The following is an 18,289-nucleotide window of genomic DNA, read 5'->3' as shown; positions in this document are numbered from 1 at the left end:
GTTTAGAAAAATCAATAAAAAGATGCCTGCTAAAAATCACTTAAATGAAAAGCAAGTAGAGAAACTACAGAAAAGATTGAAAGAGGAAGAAAATGGACAAATCAGAGAAAGAATCTTGATTCTACTATTGCTAAATGATGGTAAAAAACAAAGTGAAATTGCCAATTTTTTGGGATGTTCAATAAATAAAGTATGTTATTGGTGTGTACATGGAGATCCGGACAAGTTAGAAAGCCTGAAAGATGAAAGAATGAAAGGAAATAATAGAAAAGCCACAGATAAATATATAGAGATATTATTAGAAACTGTAGAAAAAGAACCGGAAGAATTAGGATATGAATTTGGGAGATGGACAGGAGAAAGATTGGCAACTTATTTAGAACAAATCACAGAAATAAAATTAAGTGGTTCACAAGTGAGAAGGATATTAAAGAAAAAAAAGTATGTTTACTTGTGGGCAAAGTATAGCTTGGAAGAGAAAAGAGATCCAGAAAAAAGGAAATTATTTAAAAATAAAATAGAAGAATATTTAAAAATAACAAAAGAAAGTCCAGAACAATTACAGGTATGGTTTTGGGATGAAAGTGGATTTAATTTAAGAGTAATAAAAAGAAAGAACTGGTGTGAAAAAGGAAAGAGAAGAAAGATTAGAGGAGACAGAAGGAAAGGAAAAGTTAATGTTATGGGAGGATTGAGGTACTCGGACAAAAAAAGATTTGTAGAATTTCTGGATAAAGGGAATGCAAATAATTTTTATCAAGTGTTAAAAAGTTTTTATCAAGAGCTAATTCATGAGTGGGTATTAGCGGGAAATCAAGCAGAAGAATTTGTAGAAAAAGGAGCAAAGATTGTCATTATTCTTGATAATGCAAGTTTTCACAAAAAAGAAGAATACCTAGAAAAAATTAAAGCAGAAATGCCTAATATCTATTTAGAATTTCTTCCAGAATATAGTCCAGATTATAATTTAATTGAATTGGTCTGGCATTCAGCTAAAGAATATATTGCTAATCGACTCTTTAAATCAGTTGATGAGCTAGAGTGTTTATTGCATCAGCTTTTAAATGAGGGACAGTTATCTATTAAATGGGGACGTAAACTTAAAAACAAAGGTAATGCTATAATCACAGTTTAAATGCATAACAGCTTATTAGCAATGACAAGTTCTCTAGTACCTTCTACACGACCATATCTTCCCATAAATGGATATTGTGCTAATTGATTCACAGCATCTTGAATCCTCACAATAGTTTGCCTTGCTGCGTCTGCATCGTCAGAAGAAATATATGTGTACAATATCTCCAGATTTCGCAGCGCCCTTCGCAGCCACTTAATTTTCATTGATTAACTTAGCAAAAACACCTTGAACTTCTTCATCGCTGGCAAAGTCATTTGCTTCTGCTTCACCAATACCTCTCTCGATCTCTGAACTTAGCCATTGATTAATATCCAGATAGCTGGCAATTGCCTCATTAACTACGTCGCTGAAATCCCTTTCCATTAGGGTAGCGATCGCAGAAATTGCAGCTTTTTTCTCGCTGTCCAATGTTAGCATTATGTTTTCTTTGTTCATTGTTTGTGTGGTTATTATCAATAGTATGATGCCATTATAACATATCTTCCTTTTTTTCCCAAATAACAAAAGGTGCGATCGCGGCTAAAATAGATTATAATTGAATAGCATAACTCACTCGACAAATTAAATAACATAATCAATTGAGGTAATTTTAAATGAGATTAATAGCAACAGAGCAAGGATTATTAATACCTAAAGAAATGTTAGGAAAAGAGCAAGAGTTTGAAATCATTCAAGAACAGGAAAAAATTATTATTACGAGTATCAAAAAAGAATCTTCTATTTGGGATTTAGGTTCAAACCCTGTGGAATGTGATGTAAAAGATGGCGCAGTTAACCATGATCATTATCTGTATATTCCATGAAAAATATCTATTTTTTAGATACTAGCTATATTTTAGCTCTGGAAATAAGAAATGAAGACGCTCATAAAAAAGTATTACAAAATTGGACAGCTTTAGAACGATAAACAATAACTAATTATGCCTTAGTTCCAGTTCATACCATATATTATAAACGATCACTCTTAAATTGACAAGAATTGACAATAATTTGTTACAATTGTTTTGCTAGTCAAACTCCTTGAGATTAAGCTAATTATCGTTGTTCGTTGTTGGGCTTTAGCCCTGTCTTTTTTGGGGGCTTTAGCCCAAAACAAAACTCCCCAGTTGTTGAGCCTTAGCCCCTATATTCTTGGGCTAAAGCCCAACAACAAGGGATTTAATATTGATCAAAAAAGGGTGCGTAACTTAATGTTAACACACCCTAATTATTATTTCAAACTATTATTCCGCGTGTTGACGATACCAATTAATAGTATTTTTCAACCCTTCTTTAAAGCCAACTTCTGCCACAAACCCGAACCTTTCTTTAGCTCTAGTTGTATCTAAACAACGGCGAGGTTGACCGTTAGGTTTATCGGTTTCCCAAACAATTTCTCCCTGAAATTCCATTAATTCACAAATCGTTTCTACTAAGTCTTTAATTGTGACTTCGTGATTTGTTCCTAAATTAACTGGGTCGGGTTCATTATATAATTGAGTTGCCATCACAATTCCCCGCGCCGCATCCGTTGAATAAAGAAACTCCCTGGTCGGACTGCCATCTCCCCAAACCGGAAGGGTTTTATCTCCCCGTTTTTGAGCTTCATAAACCTTACGAACTAACGCGGGAATCACGTGGGAACTTTTCGGATTAAAATTATCTTCTGGGCCGTATAAATTCACGGGTAACAGATAGATACCGTTAAAACCATACTGTTGACGATAGGATTGTAACTGCACCAATAGGGCTTTTTTAGCAATTCCATAAGGTGCGTTAGTTTCTTCGGGATAACCTTCCCAAAGATCATCTTCTTTGAAAGGAACTGGGGTAAACTTAGGATAGGCGCAAATTGTTCCGACACAGACAAACTTTTGGACTTCCGCACGATAGGCACTCTCAATTAATTGAGTTCCCATCATTAAGTTATCATAGAAAAGTTCCGCAGGTTTTACTAAATTTAAGCCAATTCCGCCAACGTGCGCGGCCAAATGAATCACAATATCTTGACCCTGAACAACTTTTTGGCAAGCATCTAAGGTACAAAGATTATACTCCTGAGAACGAGGAATCATAATCTGATTTGGATCGGCGCCCGACTGGAGTAGTTGAGCGACCACTTGACGTCCTAAAAAACCTGCACCTCCTGTTACCAGAATCCGTTTATTTTTCAAATCTAAGGAATTCATAAATTTAGCCTCTATTGTATCAGTAATTAATCAAATTGATGGGTTGGTTCTTGATTTTCTTCTAAGGCTTTAAGATCGGAATCTACCATTAATTTCACCAATCCTTCAAAGGTAATACTGGGTTCCCAGCCCAATTTTTCTTTAGCTTTACCCGGATCACCAATTAAAATATCTACTTCCGCCGGACGCAGATAACGCTCATCAAATTTGACGTAATTTTGCCAATCTAAATTAACATGACCAAAGGCAATATCAAGAAATTCCCGAATCGAATGGGTTTCATTTGTAGCAACTACATAATCATCTGCTTCAGAATGTTGGAGCATCAGCCACATAGCTCGAACATAATCTTTAGCATAGCCCCAATCTCGTTTTGAGTCGAGATTTCCTAAATAGATTTCTTTTTGTTTTCCTTTGACAATTCGAGCCACCGCCCGGGTAATTTTTCGGGTGACAAAAGTAGGGCCACGACGGGGACTTTCATGGTTAAATAAAATCCCATTACAGGCAAATAAACCGTAGGATTCTCGATAGTTTACGGTTTGCCAATGTCCGTAAACCTTAGCACAGGCGTAGGGACTGCGGGGATAAAATGGTGTGGTTTCTTTTTGGGGAATTTCTAACACTTTCCCGAACATTTCTGAGGAACCTGCTTGATAGAATCGAACTTCAATTCCGGTACGTTGTTGATAATCTCGAATTGCTTCTAATAGACGTAATACCCCCATCCCAACGGCATCAACCGTATATTCTGGAGAGTCAAAACTGACCCGAACATGGGATTGAGCGCCCAGATTATAAATTTCTACGGGTTTAACTTCTTCAATAATCCGCCGTAAAGTTGTACCATCGGTTAAATCTCCATAGTGTAGAAATAATCGAGCATCAGGGTTGTGAGGATCTTTATAAATATGGTCAATGCGATCGGTATTAAAGCTAGAAGATCGGCGGATAATCCCATGAACTTCATAGCCTTTTTCTAGTAATAATTCACTTAGATACGAGCCATCTTGACCAGTGATTCCAGTAATTAATGCCCGTTTACGTTCTGTCATTTAAACTATTCCTTAGAGTTTTATCGGTTAATGTTCCCTAGTTTGATTATACCTAATAACTAATCTAGGGAGTGTGTTAAGTACCTAAACAAAATTAATTACACATCCTCCACCCTGTTCCCTTCCCCCCTAGCCCCCCGTGCACGGGGGGCTAGGGGGGGATGTTCCCTCTCTCAACTAGGTAATTTATTTTGTGTAACTACTTAATCTGCACCCTGAAACATATTCAGCAATTTCGGAGTCAAGGTGATCTTGTAGATCCTTGAGTTTTAGGATCGTAGCTACAACCAAATTAACCTTAGATCAGGTTTAATTCAAGGTTAGGCTAAATTCCTACTTCTACCCGTTTAATTTAGAAACCGGAGATATAAACTTAACTTAAGTATTTAATTCTACCTCTACTAGACTCAAAAGAAAACCCCTAAACCCGTCGATAAAAGAGTTAAGGGGAAATAAAATTACCTATGTATTTTTCTGTTTGAACTAATAAGCTCCATTATTTTTAGGAAAAATCACAACCCCAATAGTTTTAACGACAATTCCAAAGTCTGTCCAAAAATTCTTGAAAGTGACATAGTATAAATCCATCTGAACTCGCCGAGGATAGGGAATATCATTGCGTCCCGAAACTTGCCACAGTCCAGTAATCCCGGGTTTAATCGTTAGGATTTTATCCATGTGACGACCATATTTGTGTAGTTCTTCCACAACCAAAGGTCTAGGGCCAACTACACTCATGTCTCCGATTAAAACATTCCAAAATTGGGGAAATTCATCTAAACTGGTTACCCGCAGAAACCGACCTATCCAAGTAATTCTAGGATCATGTTTGAGTTTGAAATTGTTCTGAAATTCTTCTCGTAAATGGGGAGAAGTTTCCATGATTTGCGTTAATATTTCATCGGCATTACTCACCATCGTTCTGAATTTAATGCAGCCGAATAACTTGCGGTTTTTTCCGACGCGCTCCTGTACATAAAAAACTGACCCTGGAGAGCTTAATGCAATCAGCAGAGCCAAAATTAAGTAAACCGGAGCAAATAAAATCAAAACAGACAGAGAGAAGACAATATCAAATAATCGCTTCCAAAATTCCTCATCTACACGCTGTAGAGAGAGGCGTTCAGGTATTGCTCGATAGGCCAAGGGTAAAACCCCTCGCCTTGTGAACCCACGCCGAAGTCCCTTACCAAAGATGAGTTGGCTATTGGCAGTCATCTTACTCCTTCAATTCACACCACACACAGTCCTGATCATAAAGCCTCAAGACACCCAATATAGGTAATTCGGCTTTAGTTCGTCAAAATTCGGATAGAAAAGCATTCTGCTTAAAACGGGAAAACTCAAGGACAGAGGGGGAAACAGCTAAATTTTGTTACCCACAAATCTAGGTATTCCTTGGTTTTCAACCCTCTATAATCGGGAACGGATTTTCATAAGTCCGAAATTAATTGGCATTTTAGCTGATATTGCCCGATTGAAACTGTTGCAAACAATGCTCTACGAATCCCAAGTAATGTTCTTGAAATTGTTTCGGGCTAAATTGAGTGGCATTTAATCGGGCCATATCGGGGTTGAACTTGTCCTTAGACTGCTCAAAGGCTTCTACTGTCTCCACTAAGGCCTCCTCGGTTTGGGCGGAAAATAACAAACCCGTTGCAGAATCTGGATATTGTCGCAGATCTCGCACCGTTTCCAAAGCACCTCCGACCCCGTAGGCAATTACCGGAGTCCCACAGGCTTGAGCTTCGACTAAGGCGATACCAAAATCCTCACAGGCGGCATAAACAAAGGCTTTAGCATCCCTCATATACTGGTCTACGACGTCATTTGGTTGCCACCCTAACACCTGAATATTGGGTTTTGCCATTTCTTGAATAGCATTCAATTGCGCCCCAGTCCCAATCACAACTAACGGGTATCCTAGACGATTGAAGGCTTGGACAATCAAGGCGATTTTTTTATAACTGACTAAACGACAAACCGTTAAGTAAAAATCCTGTTTTTGCGGTTGAAACTGAAAGCGTTCTATCTGTACAGGGGGATAAATGACCGTAGCCCGGCGACGATAACAGCGCCAAATCCGTCGGGCTGTATGTTTGGAATTGGCCATAAAATAATCCACCCGGTTCGCCGAGACCACATCCCACAGCCGCAAACGATGCAACAGATAGCGAGTAAATGCCCCTTGCAGACCCTTTCCAGCTAAACTGCTGTTCAGGTAGTCAAAGGTTAAATCCCAGGCGTAGCGCATGGGTGTATGGCAGTAACAGAGGTGCAGTTGATGGGGACTGGTGAGCACTCCTTTAGCCACCGCATGGGAGGAGGAGAGAATCACGTCATACCCTCGGATGTCTAGTTGTTCGATGGCCAGAGGTAGTAAGGGCAGATATTTTTGTACCCCCGAACGCGCTTGGGGGAAATGTTGCAGAAAGGTTGTACCGATGGAGCGTTGATACAAATAGCTATCGGGGTTGGTGGATTCAAAATCAATCAGGGAGTAAACATCCGCCTGAACATGGTTGAGAATTTCCTGGACAACGAGTTCTGAACCTCCCGTCGCCAGGGGTGTTAACCATTCATGAACCATTGCATAGGTTAACGACACAGCAAACATCCGTCCGAGAGAGTGCAACAATTAATATCCCACAGCTTGGGAATTAAATTAGAGGAACATATAAAATCAGGGTATCTTTGCCCAAATCAGACTATCCTGTTCTACACTATTTAGAATCTCCAGGGTGCAGGGAAAATGTAAAGGACGATACACTTCCCCCGCAAAGTAACGGTCATCGGCAGAATACGGATCTAGGTTCTACCTAGTATTAACTAGAGAATAAGAGATACACACAACTAGATTAGTTGCGGGTCTATTTTTCCCTAACTTAACAATTAGCAAAAACCAGTTAATCGAACTTTGATTCAACCCTTAAACCCTTGAATGATGCTAGAAAACAAACTTTCTCCAGAATCTTTTATGGATCAAAAAAATCCTATTTTTCCAGAATCTGAAAACTGGAAAAATACTACCGTTGACCTAAAAATTTGGCATGAAAAACAAAAAAATAAATCTCCTGTTTCTGCCGATAGTTCTGAACTCATGATTCCACCACAACGAGAAATTTTTGAAGCGATCGCAGAAGTCACACCGATTCCGATTATGATTAGCCGTTTATCCGATGGTTTAATCTTATATGCTAATTCCTTCTGTAGTGAGTTATTTGATTTCCCCCTGAATCAAATCAAAATTATCACAACTCTAGGATTTTATCCTATTGCCTTAGAACGACAAAAATTAATTGATCAAATTATCGCAGAAGGCTATATTCATAACCATGAACTGCAAGTTAAAAAAACCGATGGGACTCCCTTTTGGGTGACGGGTTCTTTCCAAATTCTACCCTTTCAAGGTGAACAAGCTATTCTTTCTATTTTTCATGATATTACGGAGCGAAAAAAAACCGAAGCTACCCTACAATTAAGTACGGAACGCCTCTATCGTCAAAATGTTGCCCTACGGGATTTAAGTCGAGAACAAACCCGTAATTATGATCATATTGATACAGCCATTCGTCAAATTACTGAAACCGCTGCTCATACTTTAGATGTTGACAGAGTGAGTGTTTGGCTCCATAGTGGCCTGGGGGATTCGATTTCAGAACAAGAACGGGTTAATGATTTAAACCCAGCTTGTGAGGACGAACTTTGGGTTAAACAAAATGCTTTGGAATGGACTTGTTTAGATTTGTATGAACGTCAAAACCATCACCATTCCCCCGAGGAATCAGCAATTATTAATCACAACTTTTCCCTATGTTCAAATCCGTTTAATTTGAAAAAATTCTCATTTTATCCCCTCGATTTATTAACTAAATCTTTATCCAAATCATCTGAACTAATTGGCAATAGTCTTGCCTCTTTTTTTAGTCACTGTTTAGATAGACCGATTTGGTTAAACGGAAAAATTATTGGGTTTATTTGTGTTGAATATCCCATTGATCAACAGGACTTTAGCCTAGAAGATCGGATATTTATTGATTCCTTAGCCAATTTAGTCGCCTTAGCAATTGAACGATTTGAACGGATCAAAGCTGAAAAAGCATTAGCTCAGGTCAAGAATGAGTTAGAAATTAGAGTTAAAAAACGCACGACAGAATTACAAGAAGCTGTCCAACAGTTGCGAATAGAAATGGTAGAAAGATTGAAAGTAGAAGGGATTTTACAAACTGCTTTACATCAAGCTCAAGCTTCTTCCCAAGCGAAAAGTACCTTCTTAGCAAACATGAGTCATGAGTTACGAACACCTCTACACGCCATTATCGGTTTTAGCGATTTATTACTCGAAGAAGTAGTGGATCAAAAACTCTATGACCTATTACCCGATGTGGAAAAAATTCATCAGTCCGGCTATCATTTGCTTACCTTAATTAATGATATTCTGGATTTATGCAAAGTTGAAGCCGGACAAATATCTTTATCTTTAGAAACCTTTGAAGTGGCTAGTTTTGTTCATGATGTGGTGACTTGCTTACAACCCCTAGCCGAGCAAAATCAAAACACGGTACAAATTTGTTGTAAAAATAATTTGGATATCATGGAGGGAGATATCACTAAAATTCGACAAATTCTTTATAATATAATTAGTAATGCTCTGAAATTTACTCATCAGGGCAAAGTTACCGTAACTTTGAAGCGTGAACACAATGAAGACTCAGATTGGATTTGTTTTGAAGTCACCGACACCGGAATAGGTATTTCTCGTGAACAACAAAAAAATTTATTTCAAGCCTTTACCCAAGTTGATAATTCTTTAAGTCGGGAGTATGGTGGTACAGGTTTAGGTTTAGCAATTACCCATCACTATTGCAAAATGCTGGGAGGACAAATCAGCGTTTCTAGCCAACTTGGAGTCGGTTCTAAGTTTACAGTTTATCTTCCAACAGCCCTAGTTTAATCTAAAGGTTACAAAATAATCAATAACAATTCCCACGTTTTCTTCATTTAGTGTTAGTTTAAGGGAAGATAGTATGAGATTGATCAAGATTGCGGATGTTTCCAGAAGGAACCTATCCCAGTTCAAGTAGCCAAGCAATTCGGTCTATCTCCCCTATTTAGGGAAAAGCCACCAGCAGTTAATTAAACATTAATTCAATATGTCCAGATATGATTCTCATTTACGGTGTTCCTTCTGCGGTAAATCTCAAGAGCAAGTTCGCAAATTAATTGCCGGCCCTGGTGTTTATATCTGTGATGAATGCGTAGAACTCTGTAACGAGATTTTAGAAGAAGAATTTTCCGATAAAAATCTAGCCGCGGCTTCAGTCACAGGACAACCGGGGGTACGTTCTCCCAAACAGTCTACGAATAAAGGGTTTTCTCTGACTTCTATTCCTAAACCCATCGAAATTAAAAACTATTTAGATGATCATGTCATCGGTCAAGATGGGGCAAAAAAAGTGCTATCTGTTGCAGTTTATAACCACTATAAACGTCTGAGTGTAGAAAAGTTAAAAGATTCTGATGCCCAGGCTGATGATGCGATAGAATTGCAAAAAGCAAATATTCTCTTGATGGGGCCGACGGGTTGCGGTAAAACCTTACTCGCCCAATCTTTAGCAAAATTATTAGATGTTCCCTTTGCTGTTGCTGATGCCACCACTTTAACCGAAGCCGGTTATGTTGGGGATGATGTGGAAAATATTTTATTACGGTTATTACAGGTTGCCGATTTTGATATTGAAGCCGCACAACAGGGGATTATTTATATTGATGAAATTGATAAAATAGCCCGCAAAAGTGAAAATACCTCCATTACCCGAGATGTGTCTGGAGAAGGGGTACAACAAGCCCTATTAAAAATGTTAGAAGGTACGGTAGTTAATGTTCCTCCCCAGGGTGGACGCAAACATCCATATCAAGATTTTATCCAAATTGATACCAGCAAAATTCTATTTGTCTGTGGCGGGGCTTTCGTTGGTTTAGAAAAACTAATTGAACAACGTTTAGGCAAAAAATCCCTGGGTTTTGTGCAGTCAAGAGAAGATCATAAAACTCCGGTTACTCCTCTCCATTCCGACGAAGTTTTGTATCATGTTCAACCGGAAGATTTAGTTAAATTTGGCTTAATTCCTGAATTTATTGGCCGACTTCCAGTATTAACTAGGGTTTCGCCTTTGGATGAAGGAGCATTAATGCAGATTTTAACCGAACCTAGTAATGCTTTAGTTAAACAATATAAAAAGCTATTACGCATGGATAATGTCCGGTTAGAATTTGAACCGGAAGCGTTAAAAGCTATTGCTAAAGAAGCCTTCCGTCGGAAAACTGGGGCGCGAGCCTTACGGGGAATTTTGGAGGAATTAATGTTAGAAGTAATGTATGAAATTCCCTCCAGAAAAGATGTGGTTCACTGTGTGATTACCCAAGAAATGGTAGAAAAACGTTCCACAGCAGAAATATTATGGCATCCCGCCTGGCATCGACAACATGAGTCGGCATAATCGTGACACATACTCCCACATCAACCTGGTTACGGGTATGATGTGGGCTTCTTAGCAGCCCGCTAAAAATTAATGCTTTTTTAAAAGTGACAAAACAGGGATTACCAATCAATCCCTTTCGCAATGGGCATTCTCCATCCAGTCCCAAAAGCGCGATCGCTAATTTTTAATCCTGGGGCGGCTTGACGGCGTTTAAATTCCGCAATCATTACTAATTTAATCACTTTTTTAACCACCAATTCTTGATGTCCTGCTTCTACAATTTCAGCTAAGGATTGATGTTTTTCAATTAAACGATATAAAATATCATCTAAAATTTCATAAGGAGGTAAAGAATCCTGATCAACTTGTCCTGGTTTGAGTTCTGCACTGGGCGCTTTTGTTAATATATGATTAGGAATTATTTCTTTGCTATGATATTGATTAAACCAAGAACACAAGGAATAAACCCGGGTTTTAGGCACATCGGCAATTACCGCTAATCCACCATTCATATCCCCATATAAAGTACAATATCCTACCGCCATTTCCGATTTATTCCCTGTAGTTAATAATAAATGTCCGAATTTATTAGAAACCGCCATTAATAATGTTCCTCGGATACGAGATTGGAGGTTTTCTTCTGCTACTCCAAAAGACGTTCCCGCAAATATTGGATCTAGGGTTTGATCAAAGGTTTTCATTAAATCCCCAATGGTTAAAGTTTGGGTTTTTATCCCTAAATTATTGGCTAATTCTAAGGCATCTTGAATCGAATGATCGGAACTATAGGGAGAGGGCATTAATACCCCTAAAACCTTTTCTTTGCCTAATGCTTGGGTTGCGATCGCAGCAACTAAAGCCGAATCTATTCCTCCACTTAAACCTAAAATAACTTGAGAAAATCCACACTTTCGCACATAATCTTTCACCCCCAAAACTAACGCTAACCAAATTTCTTGATCTTCACTTTCAATTAAGTTTATTTCCTGATTTGAGGTGATACCACTACCCCCCATTCCCAAGGCAGGGATTCCATTCCCCCCCATTGGTAAGGGGGGGCTAGGGGGGGTATTATCCACTAAAACCGAGATTAAATCTTGTGTATTTTGATCAAATTCTACCATCTCAAAATCTGTATCAAAGGGTTTTAAACTTAAAACCTGATCGCCATTTTTATTCAAAGCAAAACTACAACCATCAAAAATCAAGTCATCATTTCCCCCCACTTGATTTGCATATAAAATCGGAATATTATAACGTTTTGCACTATGACTAATTAAAGATTGTCTGAACTTCTGTTTACCGACTTGGTAGGGAGAAGCGGATAAATTAACCACTAAATCTATATCTTTTTCTACTAATTCTGCTAAAGGATTACAAGCATAATTCCGTTTACCCCAGAATGATTCATCATTCCATAAATCCTCACAAATTGTTACCCCAATTTTAATAGTTTCTTCTAAAACAAAAAAATTACTTTCTAATCCAGGTTCAAAATATCGATCCTCATCAAAAACATCATAGGTTGGTAATAATCGCTTTTGAAAATATTGTTTAATTTCACCCTGTTCTAATAATGCTGCACTATTATAAATAGGGTTTCCCCCATTTTTTTGATAGTCTAAATTCTGTTCAACTGTTCCTACTAATACCGCAATTTGTGGCGGTAAATCTCTTGCTAATTGCTGTAACTTTTGCGTTGCTGCCTGAATAAAACTAGGACGAATTAATAAATCTCTGGGAGGATATCCCGTTAAGGATAATTCCGTTGTTAATAACAGACTACATCCGGCTGCAAACGCTGTTTCTGCTGCTTCTAATATCCGTTGCGCGTTTCCGGTTAAATCTCCAACGGTGGGGTTAAGTTGAGCGATCGCAATTTTCATGCTTGAGTATGACATCAATTAAACTGACCTCAATTATTGCAAACCCACCCTAAAAAATTAGCAAAAGATAATATTAAAACCTATAAATATTCTTCTTGAATAGAATTCGGTAACTTTTGTAAATCTTGGATTTCCACCAGTTCTTTCTCCTGTTCCTTCACACTAATTGGCACTCTCAAAGGTTGACGCTGTTCTAACCAACAACTGGCTAAAGGTAAGGTTTGATCCAAATCTTCCAAAGGTCGAGGAATCACCATTACGGCGTTTAACTCCCCAATCCGTTCAGCTTCAAACATTCCCGCCTCAATCGCCATCGCCACATCGGACACCGGGCCCCGAATAATCACCGTACACAACCCCGCCCCAATCCGTTCATAGGACATCAGACTCACATCCGCCGCCTTCAACATGGCATCCGCCGCCCCCACCATCGCCGGAAATCCACGGGTTTCGAGTAACCCCACCGCCTGATTACTTAAACGATGACCCGCCCCATTAGTTAGATTGGATAAACGGGAACTAATTGGAAGCACCAGTTCTAAATTTGGAAAGGGTCGAGGAATTACTAAGCTAGAAACAAATTGACCAAACTGTTTAGCCGTTTGCGTTCCGGTTTCCACCGCCAAACGCACCTCAGAAATTTTCCCCCGGACAATTGCTGTGCAGTGTCCCCCACCAATTTTTTCATAGCCCACTAAATGAACCCCGGCGGACTTTAACATCATATCCGCCGTTCCCACAATCGCCGGGAAGCTCTGGGTAGAAACTAAACCCAGGGCCATATCTCTAAAATCGGTCTGGTTTGACCGTTCAGAAGGGCCGGAATTTCGTCTGTTTGCGTCCATTTTTAATCATTCCGATAAATCGGATGTGGCGTATGAGTAATAGGTAATGGGTAATGGGTAATAGGTAATGGAAAGAGTTTACCTTTACCTCCCCTGCTCTCCTGCTCCCCCTGCTCTCCTGTTCTTCAACTCTGGGAGTTATTGAAAGCTTTGCGATGGGGAAGCAAGGTATCCAATAACCGACTCAGATTTTCTTTCCCATAAATTACCGGAGGAATGGGCCCAGACGACAGTTCCGAGGATGCTGGGGACTGGGGAACCAGAGCCGTTTCCTCCGTTTTTTCTGGGCTAGAGGGGATGACCGTTTCAGTTTCAGCAGGAATGAATAAAACCTCCGATGGTTGAGCCGTGATTTCTTCCAATACCGGGGTATTCTCCGGTTCAGGGGCAAAGGATACCAACTCTAAAATCGGCTCAGGCTCCTCAAACCAAGGAGAGGTGATCGTGGGTTCAGGAGTAAGTTCTGGTGGCGGAGATACCTGTTCGGGTTCTAATTCGGGTTCTAATACACGAGAGCGATCCCCAATCAAAGATCCCGCGGCAACAACTTGTTGAGATGCAATAGAACTCTCCAAGATCGTTGTTTCTGAACCAATACAGGCATTTTCCCCAAGGGTTCCTGCCCCTAAAATTAATACTCCTGACCCCAAGACTACACCTGTCTCTATCTCTAGGATACCTTGGTAAACCTGAATAATCACCCCCCTTCCGATACAAACCCCCGCAGCAATTCTAAGCTGACCATCGGCTGCCGCTTGTAGGATCACCCCAGGTGCTAGGGTAGCCCCGGGATCAATTGTGACATCGCCACTCACATAAACATCTGGGTTTAGGAGTTGCGGTGGCGATATGTTCATCAGAAAAATGGGTAGAAACCCCTAACTTCTAGTTAGGCTTTACATTTCCCCTTTCGGGGTAGAGGGGTATGGTTGCCCCTCTGTGGAGATATGGTTGTCTCCTAACACCTATTTCTAGGGTAAAGTTAGCTGAGTGCTTCGCACACGCTACGCGAACGCCAATGTTTTAAGAGCTTGTTAGGTTAGCAGCACTTCCTTAACCCGATAAAGATGTTTAACCACTAACGACAGAGCCAGGGACGCGGCTCGCGCATCCGCAGGGTGTCTTGACTCAAAAAAGTAGTCAGTTAAGACTTAGGCTGGTCAGCTAATACGGTCGGTGAGGCATGAAGCCCCGTCGCTTCAGCGCGGGGTGCTGACCTTTACTCGAACCTCTAGCGTTGCGTTTTAATTCTCAATCCCCTTTATAGAGGAATGTTAGGGACGTTGGATAATTTCCTCCAGTACCCGACGCTTGGCTTTTGAGTCGATCCCAATTAACCGTACATATTCCCCACGATGTTCGTTTAAGCAACCATCTAAAGCTGCCATCACTTCGGAGATATTGTTAGATTGAATCGGAGCACAACTGTTCCAAGATCCGGTACGGAAGCGGCGAGCATCCGCGTGTTCTGTGCCGACTTTGTAGCCTTTGGCTAACAGACCCCGAACGTGATCCGCAACACCATTATCTAGTTTGCCACTGCTGACGGTTGCTGCACTAGGACGACTGGTGGAAGCCGGAGCCGAAGCCGAAGCCGTTGGCGCTACTTTGCCATCGGGACGCTGAATAATTTCTTCTAGGACACGGCGTTTGTTTTTGGGATCAATTCCAATTAAACGCACATATTCCCCCTGATGCTCACTAGCGATCGCATCTAATTTAGAAAGAATATCTGCTACCCCTGAACCGGAGATACTGGGGCCAACACGCCAAGATCCGGTACGGAAGCGACGAACATCGGCGTATTCTGTGCCAATTTTGTAACCTTTGGCTAACAGATCGCCAATTTGTCCGCCGAGACCGGAACTGGCAATACTGGCTGAACCCGAAGCCGTAGTCACCGAAGTGCTGACCTTAGCAGTGCCAGCTTTTGTGGCTACGCGGCCATCGGGACGCTGAATAATTTCTTCTAGGACACGGCGTTTGTTTTTGGGATCAATTCCAATTAAACGCACATATTCCCCCTGATGCTCACTAGCGATCGCATCTAATTTAGAAAGAATATCTGCTACCCCTGAACCGGAGATACTGGGGCCACCACGCCAAGATCCGGTACGGAAGCGACGAACATCGGCGTATTCTGTGCCAATTTTGTAGCCTTTGGCCAACAAATCGCCAATTTGTCCCCCGATACCCGAACTGGCAACACTGGCCGAACCCGCAGAAGTAGCCACCGAAGCACTGACCTTGCCATTACTGGATTTTGGGGCTACGCTGCCATCGGGACGTTGAATGATTTCTTCTAGGACACGACGTTTATTTTTCGAGTCAATCCCCAACAGACGGACATATTCTCCGCCATGATCTCTGAGGCCAGCTTCTAAGGCTGCAACGACTTCCCCGGTGGTTTTAGCATTGATCGGAGCGCCACTGCGCCAAGATCCGGTGCGAAAACGACGGGTATCGGCGTGTTCCGTGCCAATTTTGTAGCCCTTGGCTAACAGATCCCCGATTTGCTGCACAATTTCAGGGGCTAAATTAGAACTTCCGGTATAGGCATAGGAGCGATCGCGACCACTACCATTACCAACTCCAGTCCCTTCATTACGAATCGGGTTAATACAAGAGGAGTTTTCAGAACACTGATAACCCGCTTTTAGGGATTGATTGACCCCGATGACGTGGTTAGCAAAGCTCAAATCCGCATCCGTGACGTTGGGTAAGCGATCGGCCTGTTGTTGATTGGTGATAATTGAACCGGAGGGAATATATTTTCCTGGGGGAATTTCCACGTCTTCAATTAAAACGTGCATCATCACAATGCAACCATTCCCGACTCTGGAATTGAATACCGTAGAACGGAATCCGATAAAACAATTATCTCCCACATAGGCTGGGCCATGAATTAGGGCCATGTGGGTGAGGGAACAATTCTTACCTACCCATACGGAGTAAGATTTACCATCATCCCCTTTGACACGGCCTTCTTCTAAGCCATGAATCACCACGCCGTCTTGGATATTGCTATTTTCCCCGATGGCAAAGGGTGAACCTTCATCGGCTCGAATAGAAGTACCCGGGGCTACTAAGACATGAGCACCAATCCGAACGTCACCAATAATATTAGAAAAAGAATGTACATAAGCCGTTGGGTCGATTTTCGGCTCTGCCAAGTTCTTCGACCAAGGGGTTGGAGGAGCCGCTAGGCCACGAACTGCCATATTTTAATTTCTCCTAACCGAATAGTTGTTTGTTGTTTGTTTTCAATCGTTCGTTATCGCACCGGAGCAAAAGGGATGATTAAGAAGTTGATCCAGTTAAACATTAAGAAGTTCTGAAGTTTTTAATTTCGGGTGCGGAATTTCAATTTTTTTTCAAAATTTAATTTATCCTATTAATAACACCTTGCCCAACTTTTGTCCTCTTAAAAATTTAAAGTCTTTCGCTTCTCAATAACTCCCACTTTTTTCCTGTTAATAATGATCTTTTTTGCTGTAAATCGTTCGATTTTCCACATTGATGGTGTCGATGATTGCAACAATCGCCGCATCACTGGGTCGTTTTTCACTCCCTTCAACATGGCGAGCCGCACTACCTCGACTCACGAGTACCCATTCACCGATTCCGGCTCCCACCACATCAATTGCGACCTCATACTCCTTGGAGATATCTTCTCCATGTTCATCAACAAATCGTAAAAGTAGAAACTTGGAACCCCTTAAACTAGGTTCTTTCTGATTGCCAACAACTGTGCCAATCACTTTGGCAATTTGCATAATGAGTCTGAGGAAGAATAAATGGGAATTTGGAGCGATTTATCAAAGGATTCAGGGTCAATTTACCGATTGTTAAAATCCTCTGGAAATTAGGGACGGTTTAAAGGACGAATCCCAATCCCACTGACGCTTTCGCGGAATTGTTCTACTGCTTCGGTATAGCGGATGGGTAAAACGTATTCTAAGTTTTCGTGGGGACGAGCAATAATATGGGTGGATAAAACCTCTCCACCTTTGACTCGTGCGTTGATCGACTCAACCCCTGCGGATACGGAAGCCTGCACTTCGGATACATCCCCGCGCACAATTACGGTAACACGGCCACTGCCGATTTTTTCGTAACCCACTAAGGTGACTCGAGCGGCTTTAACCATTGAATCCGCCGCTTCTACAACGGCAGGAAAGCCTAAAGTCTCGATCATGCCAACTGCAATCGCCATTAAATTTGACTCCTAAAATCAATCAAAACAGTTCGGGAATAATACAGAATTTCGCCATAAAATGGGGATAATTCCGATTTTAATTAAAATTGACTTGGGGTTGTGAAATTACTTTTTAGAACTTCTACACGGGTCAATTCAACGTGAGATTTTTTGAGTCCTTAGTAAGCCCTGAACTGCTCCACTGCCTCGGTATAGCGAATGGGGAGAACATATTCTAGGTTCTCATGGGGACGGGCAATAATATGGGTCGAAAGCACTTGACCACCGTTGACTCGTTTGATAGATTCAACTCCGGCTGCTACGGATGCTTGCACTTCGGAAACATCCCCCCGTACAATTACGGTGACTCGGCCACTGCCAATTTTCTCATATCCAACTAATGTGACCCGAGCGGCTTTCACCATCGAGTCTGCGGCTTCAACGACAGCCGGAAAACCCAGGGTTTCAATCATTCCCACAGCAATTGACATGGTTTAACTCCTAGTTAATGAACAAA

Annotated in this window: 17 protein-coding genes; 4 read left to right on the top strand and 13 right to left on the bottom strand. The window is 41.0% G+C overall.

The window, feature by feature from the left end; genetic code table 11:
• Positions 1–22 precede the first annotated feature (22 nt).
• A complete protein-coding gene (locus NMG86_RS06935) occupies positions 23–1,135 on the top strand; it encodes an IS630 family transposase (protein WP_026797113.1) in 1,113 nt (370 codons plus the stop codon).
• On the opposite strand, the gene NMG86_RS06930 is transcribed toward NMG86_RS06935, so the two are convergent.
• Positions 1,132–1,341, bottom strand: coding sequence for a type II toxin-antitoxin system RelE/ParE family toxin (locus NMG86_RS06930; RefSeq protein ID WP_087882222.1), 210 nt, complete (start codon positions 1,339–1,341; stop codon positions 1,132–1,134). The genes NMG86_RS06935 and NMG86_RS06930 overlap by 4 nt on opposite strands.
• Positions 1,331–1,555, bottom strand: a complete 225-nt coding sequence (locus NMG86_RS06925; RefSeq protein ID WP_233422960.1) for a CopG family ribbon-helix-helix protein — start codon at positions 1,553–1,555, stop codon at positions 1,331–1,333. Before NMG86_RS06925 ends, NMG86_RS06930 begins: the two co-directional genes overlap by 11 nt.
• Before the next feature lie 176 nt (positions 1,556–1,731).
• Between NMG86_RS06925 and NMG86_RS06920 the strand changes: the two genes are divergently transcribed.
• Positions 1,732–1,941, top strand: a complete 210-nt coding sequence (locus tag NMG86_RS06920) for a hypothetical protein (RefSeq protein ID WP_026789228.1) — start codon at positions 1,732–1,734, stop codon at positions 1,939–1,941.
• Between the two features lie 420 nt (positions 1,942–2,361).
• Here the strand turns inward: NMG86_RS06920 and NMG86_RS06915 are convergent, their stop codons facing one another.
• The 4 genes from NMG86_RS06915 to NMG86_RS06900 form a co-directional block, all read right to left on the bottom strand.
• On the bottom strand, positions 2,362–3,306 hold the full coding sequence (locus tag NMG86_RS06915) for a GDP-L-fucose synthase family protein (RefSeq protein WP_026797301.1): 945 nt from the start codon (positions 3,304–3,306) through the stop codon (positions 2,362–2,364).
• Between the two features lie 26 nt (positions 3,307–3,332).
• A complete protein-coding gene (gene gmd, locus NMG86_RS06910) occupies positions 3,333–4,361 on the bottom strand; it encodes a GDP-mannose 4,6-dehydratase (RefSeq protein ID WP_026797300.1) in 1,029 nt (342 codons plus the stop codon).
• 483 nt (positions 4,362–4,844) lie between these two features.
• Positions 4,845–5,579, bottom strand: a complete 735-nt coding sequence (locus tag NMG86_RS06905; RefSeq protein WP_026797299.1) for an undecaprenyl-phosphate galactose phosphotransferase family protein — start codon at positions 5,577–5,579, stop codon at positions 4,845–4,847.
• A gap of 241 nt (positions 5,580–5,820) precedes the next feature.
• Complete coding sequence (locus tag NMG86_RS06900) at positions 5,821–6,978, bottom strand: glycosyltransferase (protein WP_040957543.1); 1,158 nt, start codon at positions 6,976–6,978, stop codon at positions 5,821–5,823.
• A gap of 324 nt (positions 6,979–7,302) precedes the next feature.
• Between NMG86_RS06900 and NMG86_RS06895 the strand changes: the two genes are divergently transcribed.
• Together NMG86_RS06895 and clpX are read left to right on the top strand one after the other, a co-directional pair.
• Positions 7,303–9,315 carry an ATP-binding protein gene (locus NMG86_RS06895; protein WP_081694458.1) on the top strand — a complete coding sequence of 671 codons (2,013 nt, stop codon included), beginning with the start codon at positions 7,303–7,305 and terminating at the stop codon, positions 9,313–9,315.
• A 199-nt stretch (positions 9,316–9,514) separates the two neighbouring features.
• On the top strand, positions 9,515–10,861 hold the full coding sequence (gene clpX / locus NMG86_RS06890; RefSeq protein WP_026789220.1) for an ATP-dependent protease ATP-binding subunit ClpX: 1,347 nt from the start codon (positions 9,515–9,517) through the stop codon (positions 10,859–10,861).
• Positions 10,862–10,962: 101 nt separating this feature from the next.
• On the opposite strand, the gene NMG86_RS06885 is transcribed toward clpX, so the two are convergent.
• The 7 genes from NMG86_RS06885 to NMG86_RS06855 form a co-directional block, all read right to left on the bottom strand.
• A complete protein-coding gene (locus tag NMG86_RS06885; protein WP_026797297.1) occupies positions 10,963–12,729 on the bottom strand; it encodes an NAD+ synthase in 1,767 nt (588 codons plus the stop codon).
• An 80-nt stretch (positions 12,730–12,809) separates the two neighbouring features.
• Positions 12,810–13,574, bottom strand: coding sequence for a beta-carboxysome assembly protein CcmO (gene ccmO, locus NMG86_RS06880; RefSeq protein ID WP_026789218.1), 765 nt, complete (start codon positions 13,572–13,574; stop codon positions 12,810–12,812).
• Between the two features lie 125 nt (positions 13,575–13,699).
• Positions 13,700–14,431 (bottom strand): beta-carboxysome scaffolding protein CcmN, encoded by a 732-nt coding sequence (gene ccmN, locus NMG86_RS06875; RefSeq protein WP_026789217.1) that lies wholly within the window; start codon positions 14,429–14,431, stop codon positions 13,700–13,702.
• 417 nt (positions 14,432–14,848) lie between these two features.
• Positions 14,849–16,795, bottom strand: coding sequence for a beta-carboxysome scaffolding protein CcmM (ccmM, locus tag NMG86_RS06870; protein ID WP_026797296.1), 1,947 nt, complete (start codon positions 16,793–16,795; stop codon positions 14,849–14,851).
• A gap of 252 nt (positions 16,796–17,047) precedes the next feature.
• Positions 17,048–17,350: a beta-carboxysome shell vertex protein CcmL gene (ccmL, locus tag NMG86_RS06865; protein WP_026797295.1), complete on the bottom strand. Its 303-nt coding sequence runs from the start codon at positions 17,348–17,350 to the stop codon at positions 17,048–17,050.
• A gap of 89 nt (positions 17,351–17,439) precedes the next feature.
• On the bottom strand, positions 17,440–17,790 hold the full coding sequence (locus NMG86_RS06860; protein ID WP_026797294.1) for a carbon dioxide-concentrating mechanism protein CcmK: 351 nt from the start codon (positions 17,788–17,790) through the stop codon (positions 17,440–17,442).
• A gap of 161 nt (positions 17,791–17,951) precedes the next feature.
• Complete coding sequence (locus NMG86_RS06855; protein ID WP_026797293.1) at positions 17,952–18,263, bottom strand: carbon dioxide-concentrating mechanism protein CcmK; 312 nt, start codon at positions 18,261–18,263, stop codon at positions 17,952–17,954.
• Positions 18,264–18,289 lie beyond the last annotated feature (26 nt).

Origin of the sequence: Planktothrix rubescens CCAP 1459/22 (assembly GCA_904830895.1) — a bacterium.
Lineage (GTDB): Bacteria > Cyanobacteriota > Cyanobacteriia > Cyanobacteriales > Microcoleaceae > Planktothrix > Planktothrix agardhii.
This window is presented reverse-complemented; position numbering and strand designations above follow the sequence as displayed.

What these genes read in the sequence shown, in the direction of transcription:
- ccmO (WP_026789218.1), bottom strand. Translation starts at nt 13,574, where the DNA reads ATGGACGCAAACAGACGAAATTCCGGCCCTTCTGAACGGTCAAACCAG.
- NMG86_RS06930 (WP_087882222.1), bottom strand. Translation starts at nt 1,341, where the DNA reads ATGAAAATTAAGTGGCTGCGAAGGGCGCTGCGAAATCTGGAGATATTG.
- NMG86_RS06895 (WP_081694458.1), top strand. Translation starts at nt 7,303, where the DNA reads ATGATGCTAGAAAACAAACTTTCTCCAGAATCTTTTATGGATCAAAAA.
- NMG86_RS06925 (WP_233422960.1), bottom strand. Translation starts at nt 1,555, where the DNA reads ATGCTAACATTGGACAGCGAGAAAAAAGCTGCAATTTCTGCGATCGCT.
- NMG86_RS06860 (WP_026797294.1), bottom strand. Translation starts at nt 17,790, where the DNA reads ATGGCGATTGCAGTTGGCATGATCGAGACTTTAGGCTTTCCTGCCGTT.
- gmd (WP_026797300.1), bottom strand. Translation starts at nt 4,361, where the DNA reads ATGACAGAACGTAAACGGGCATTAATTACTGGAATCACTGGTCAAGAT.
- NMG86_RS06905 (WP_026797299.1), bottom strand. Translation starts at nt 5,579, where the DNA reads ATGACTGCCAATAGCCAACTCATCTTTGGTAAGGGACTTCGGCGTGGG.
- ccmM (WP_026797296.1), bottom strand. Translation starts at nt 16,795, where the DNA reads ATGGCAGTTCGTGGCCTAGCGGCTCCTCCAACCCCTTGGTCGAAGAAC.
- NMG86_RS06935 (WP_026797113.1), top strand. Translation starts at nt 23, where the DNA reads ATGCCTGCTAAAAATCACTTAAATGAAAAGCAAGTAGAGAAACTACAG.
- NMG86_RS06915 (WP_026797301.1), bottom strand. Translation starts at nt 3,306, where the DNA reads ATGAATTCCTTAGATTTGAAAAATAAACGGATTCTGGTAACAGGAGGT.
- NMG86_RS06920 (WP_026789228.1), top strand. Translation starts at nt 1,732, where the DNA reads ATGAGATTAATAGCAACAGAGCAAGGATTATTAATACCTAAAGAAATG.
- NMG86_RS06855 (WP_026797293.1), bottom strand. Translation starts at nt 18,263, where the DNA reads ATGTCAATTGCTGTGGGAATGATTGAAACCCTGGGTTTTCCGGCTGTC.
- ccmN (WP_026789217.1), bottom strand. Translation starts at nt 14,431, where the DNA reads ATGAACATATCGCCACCGCAACTCCTAAACCCAGATGTTTATGTGAGT.
- NMG86_RS06900 (WP_040957543.1), bottom strand. Translation starts at nt 6,978, where the DNA reads ATGTTTGCTGTGTCGTTAACCTATGCAATGGTTCATGAATGGTTAACA.
- clpX (WP_026789220.1), top strand. Translation starts at nt 9,515, where the DNA reads ATGTCCAGATATGATTCTCATTTACGGTGTTCCTTCTGCGGTAAATCT.
- NMG86_RS06885 (WP_026797297.1), bottom strand. Translation starts at nt 12,729, where the DNA reads ATGAAAATTGCGATCGCTCAACTTAACCCCACCGTTGGAGATTTAACC.
- ccmL (WP_026797295.1), bottom strand. Translation starts at nt 17,350, where the DNA reads ATGCAAATTGCCAAAGTGATTGGCACAGTTGTTGGCAATCAGAAAGAA.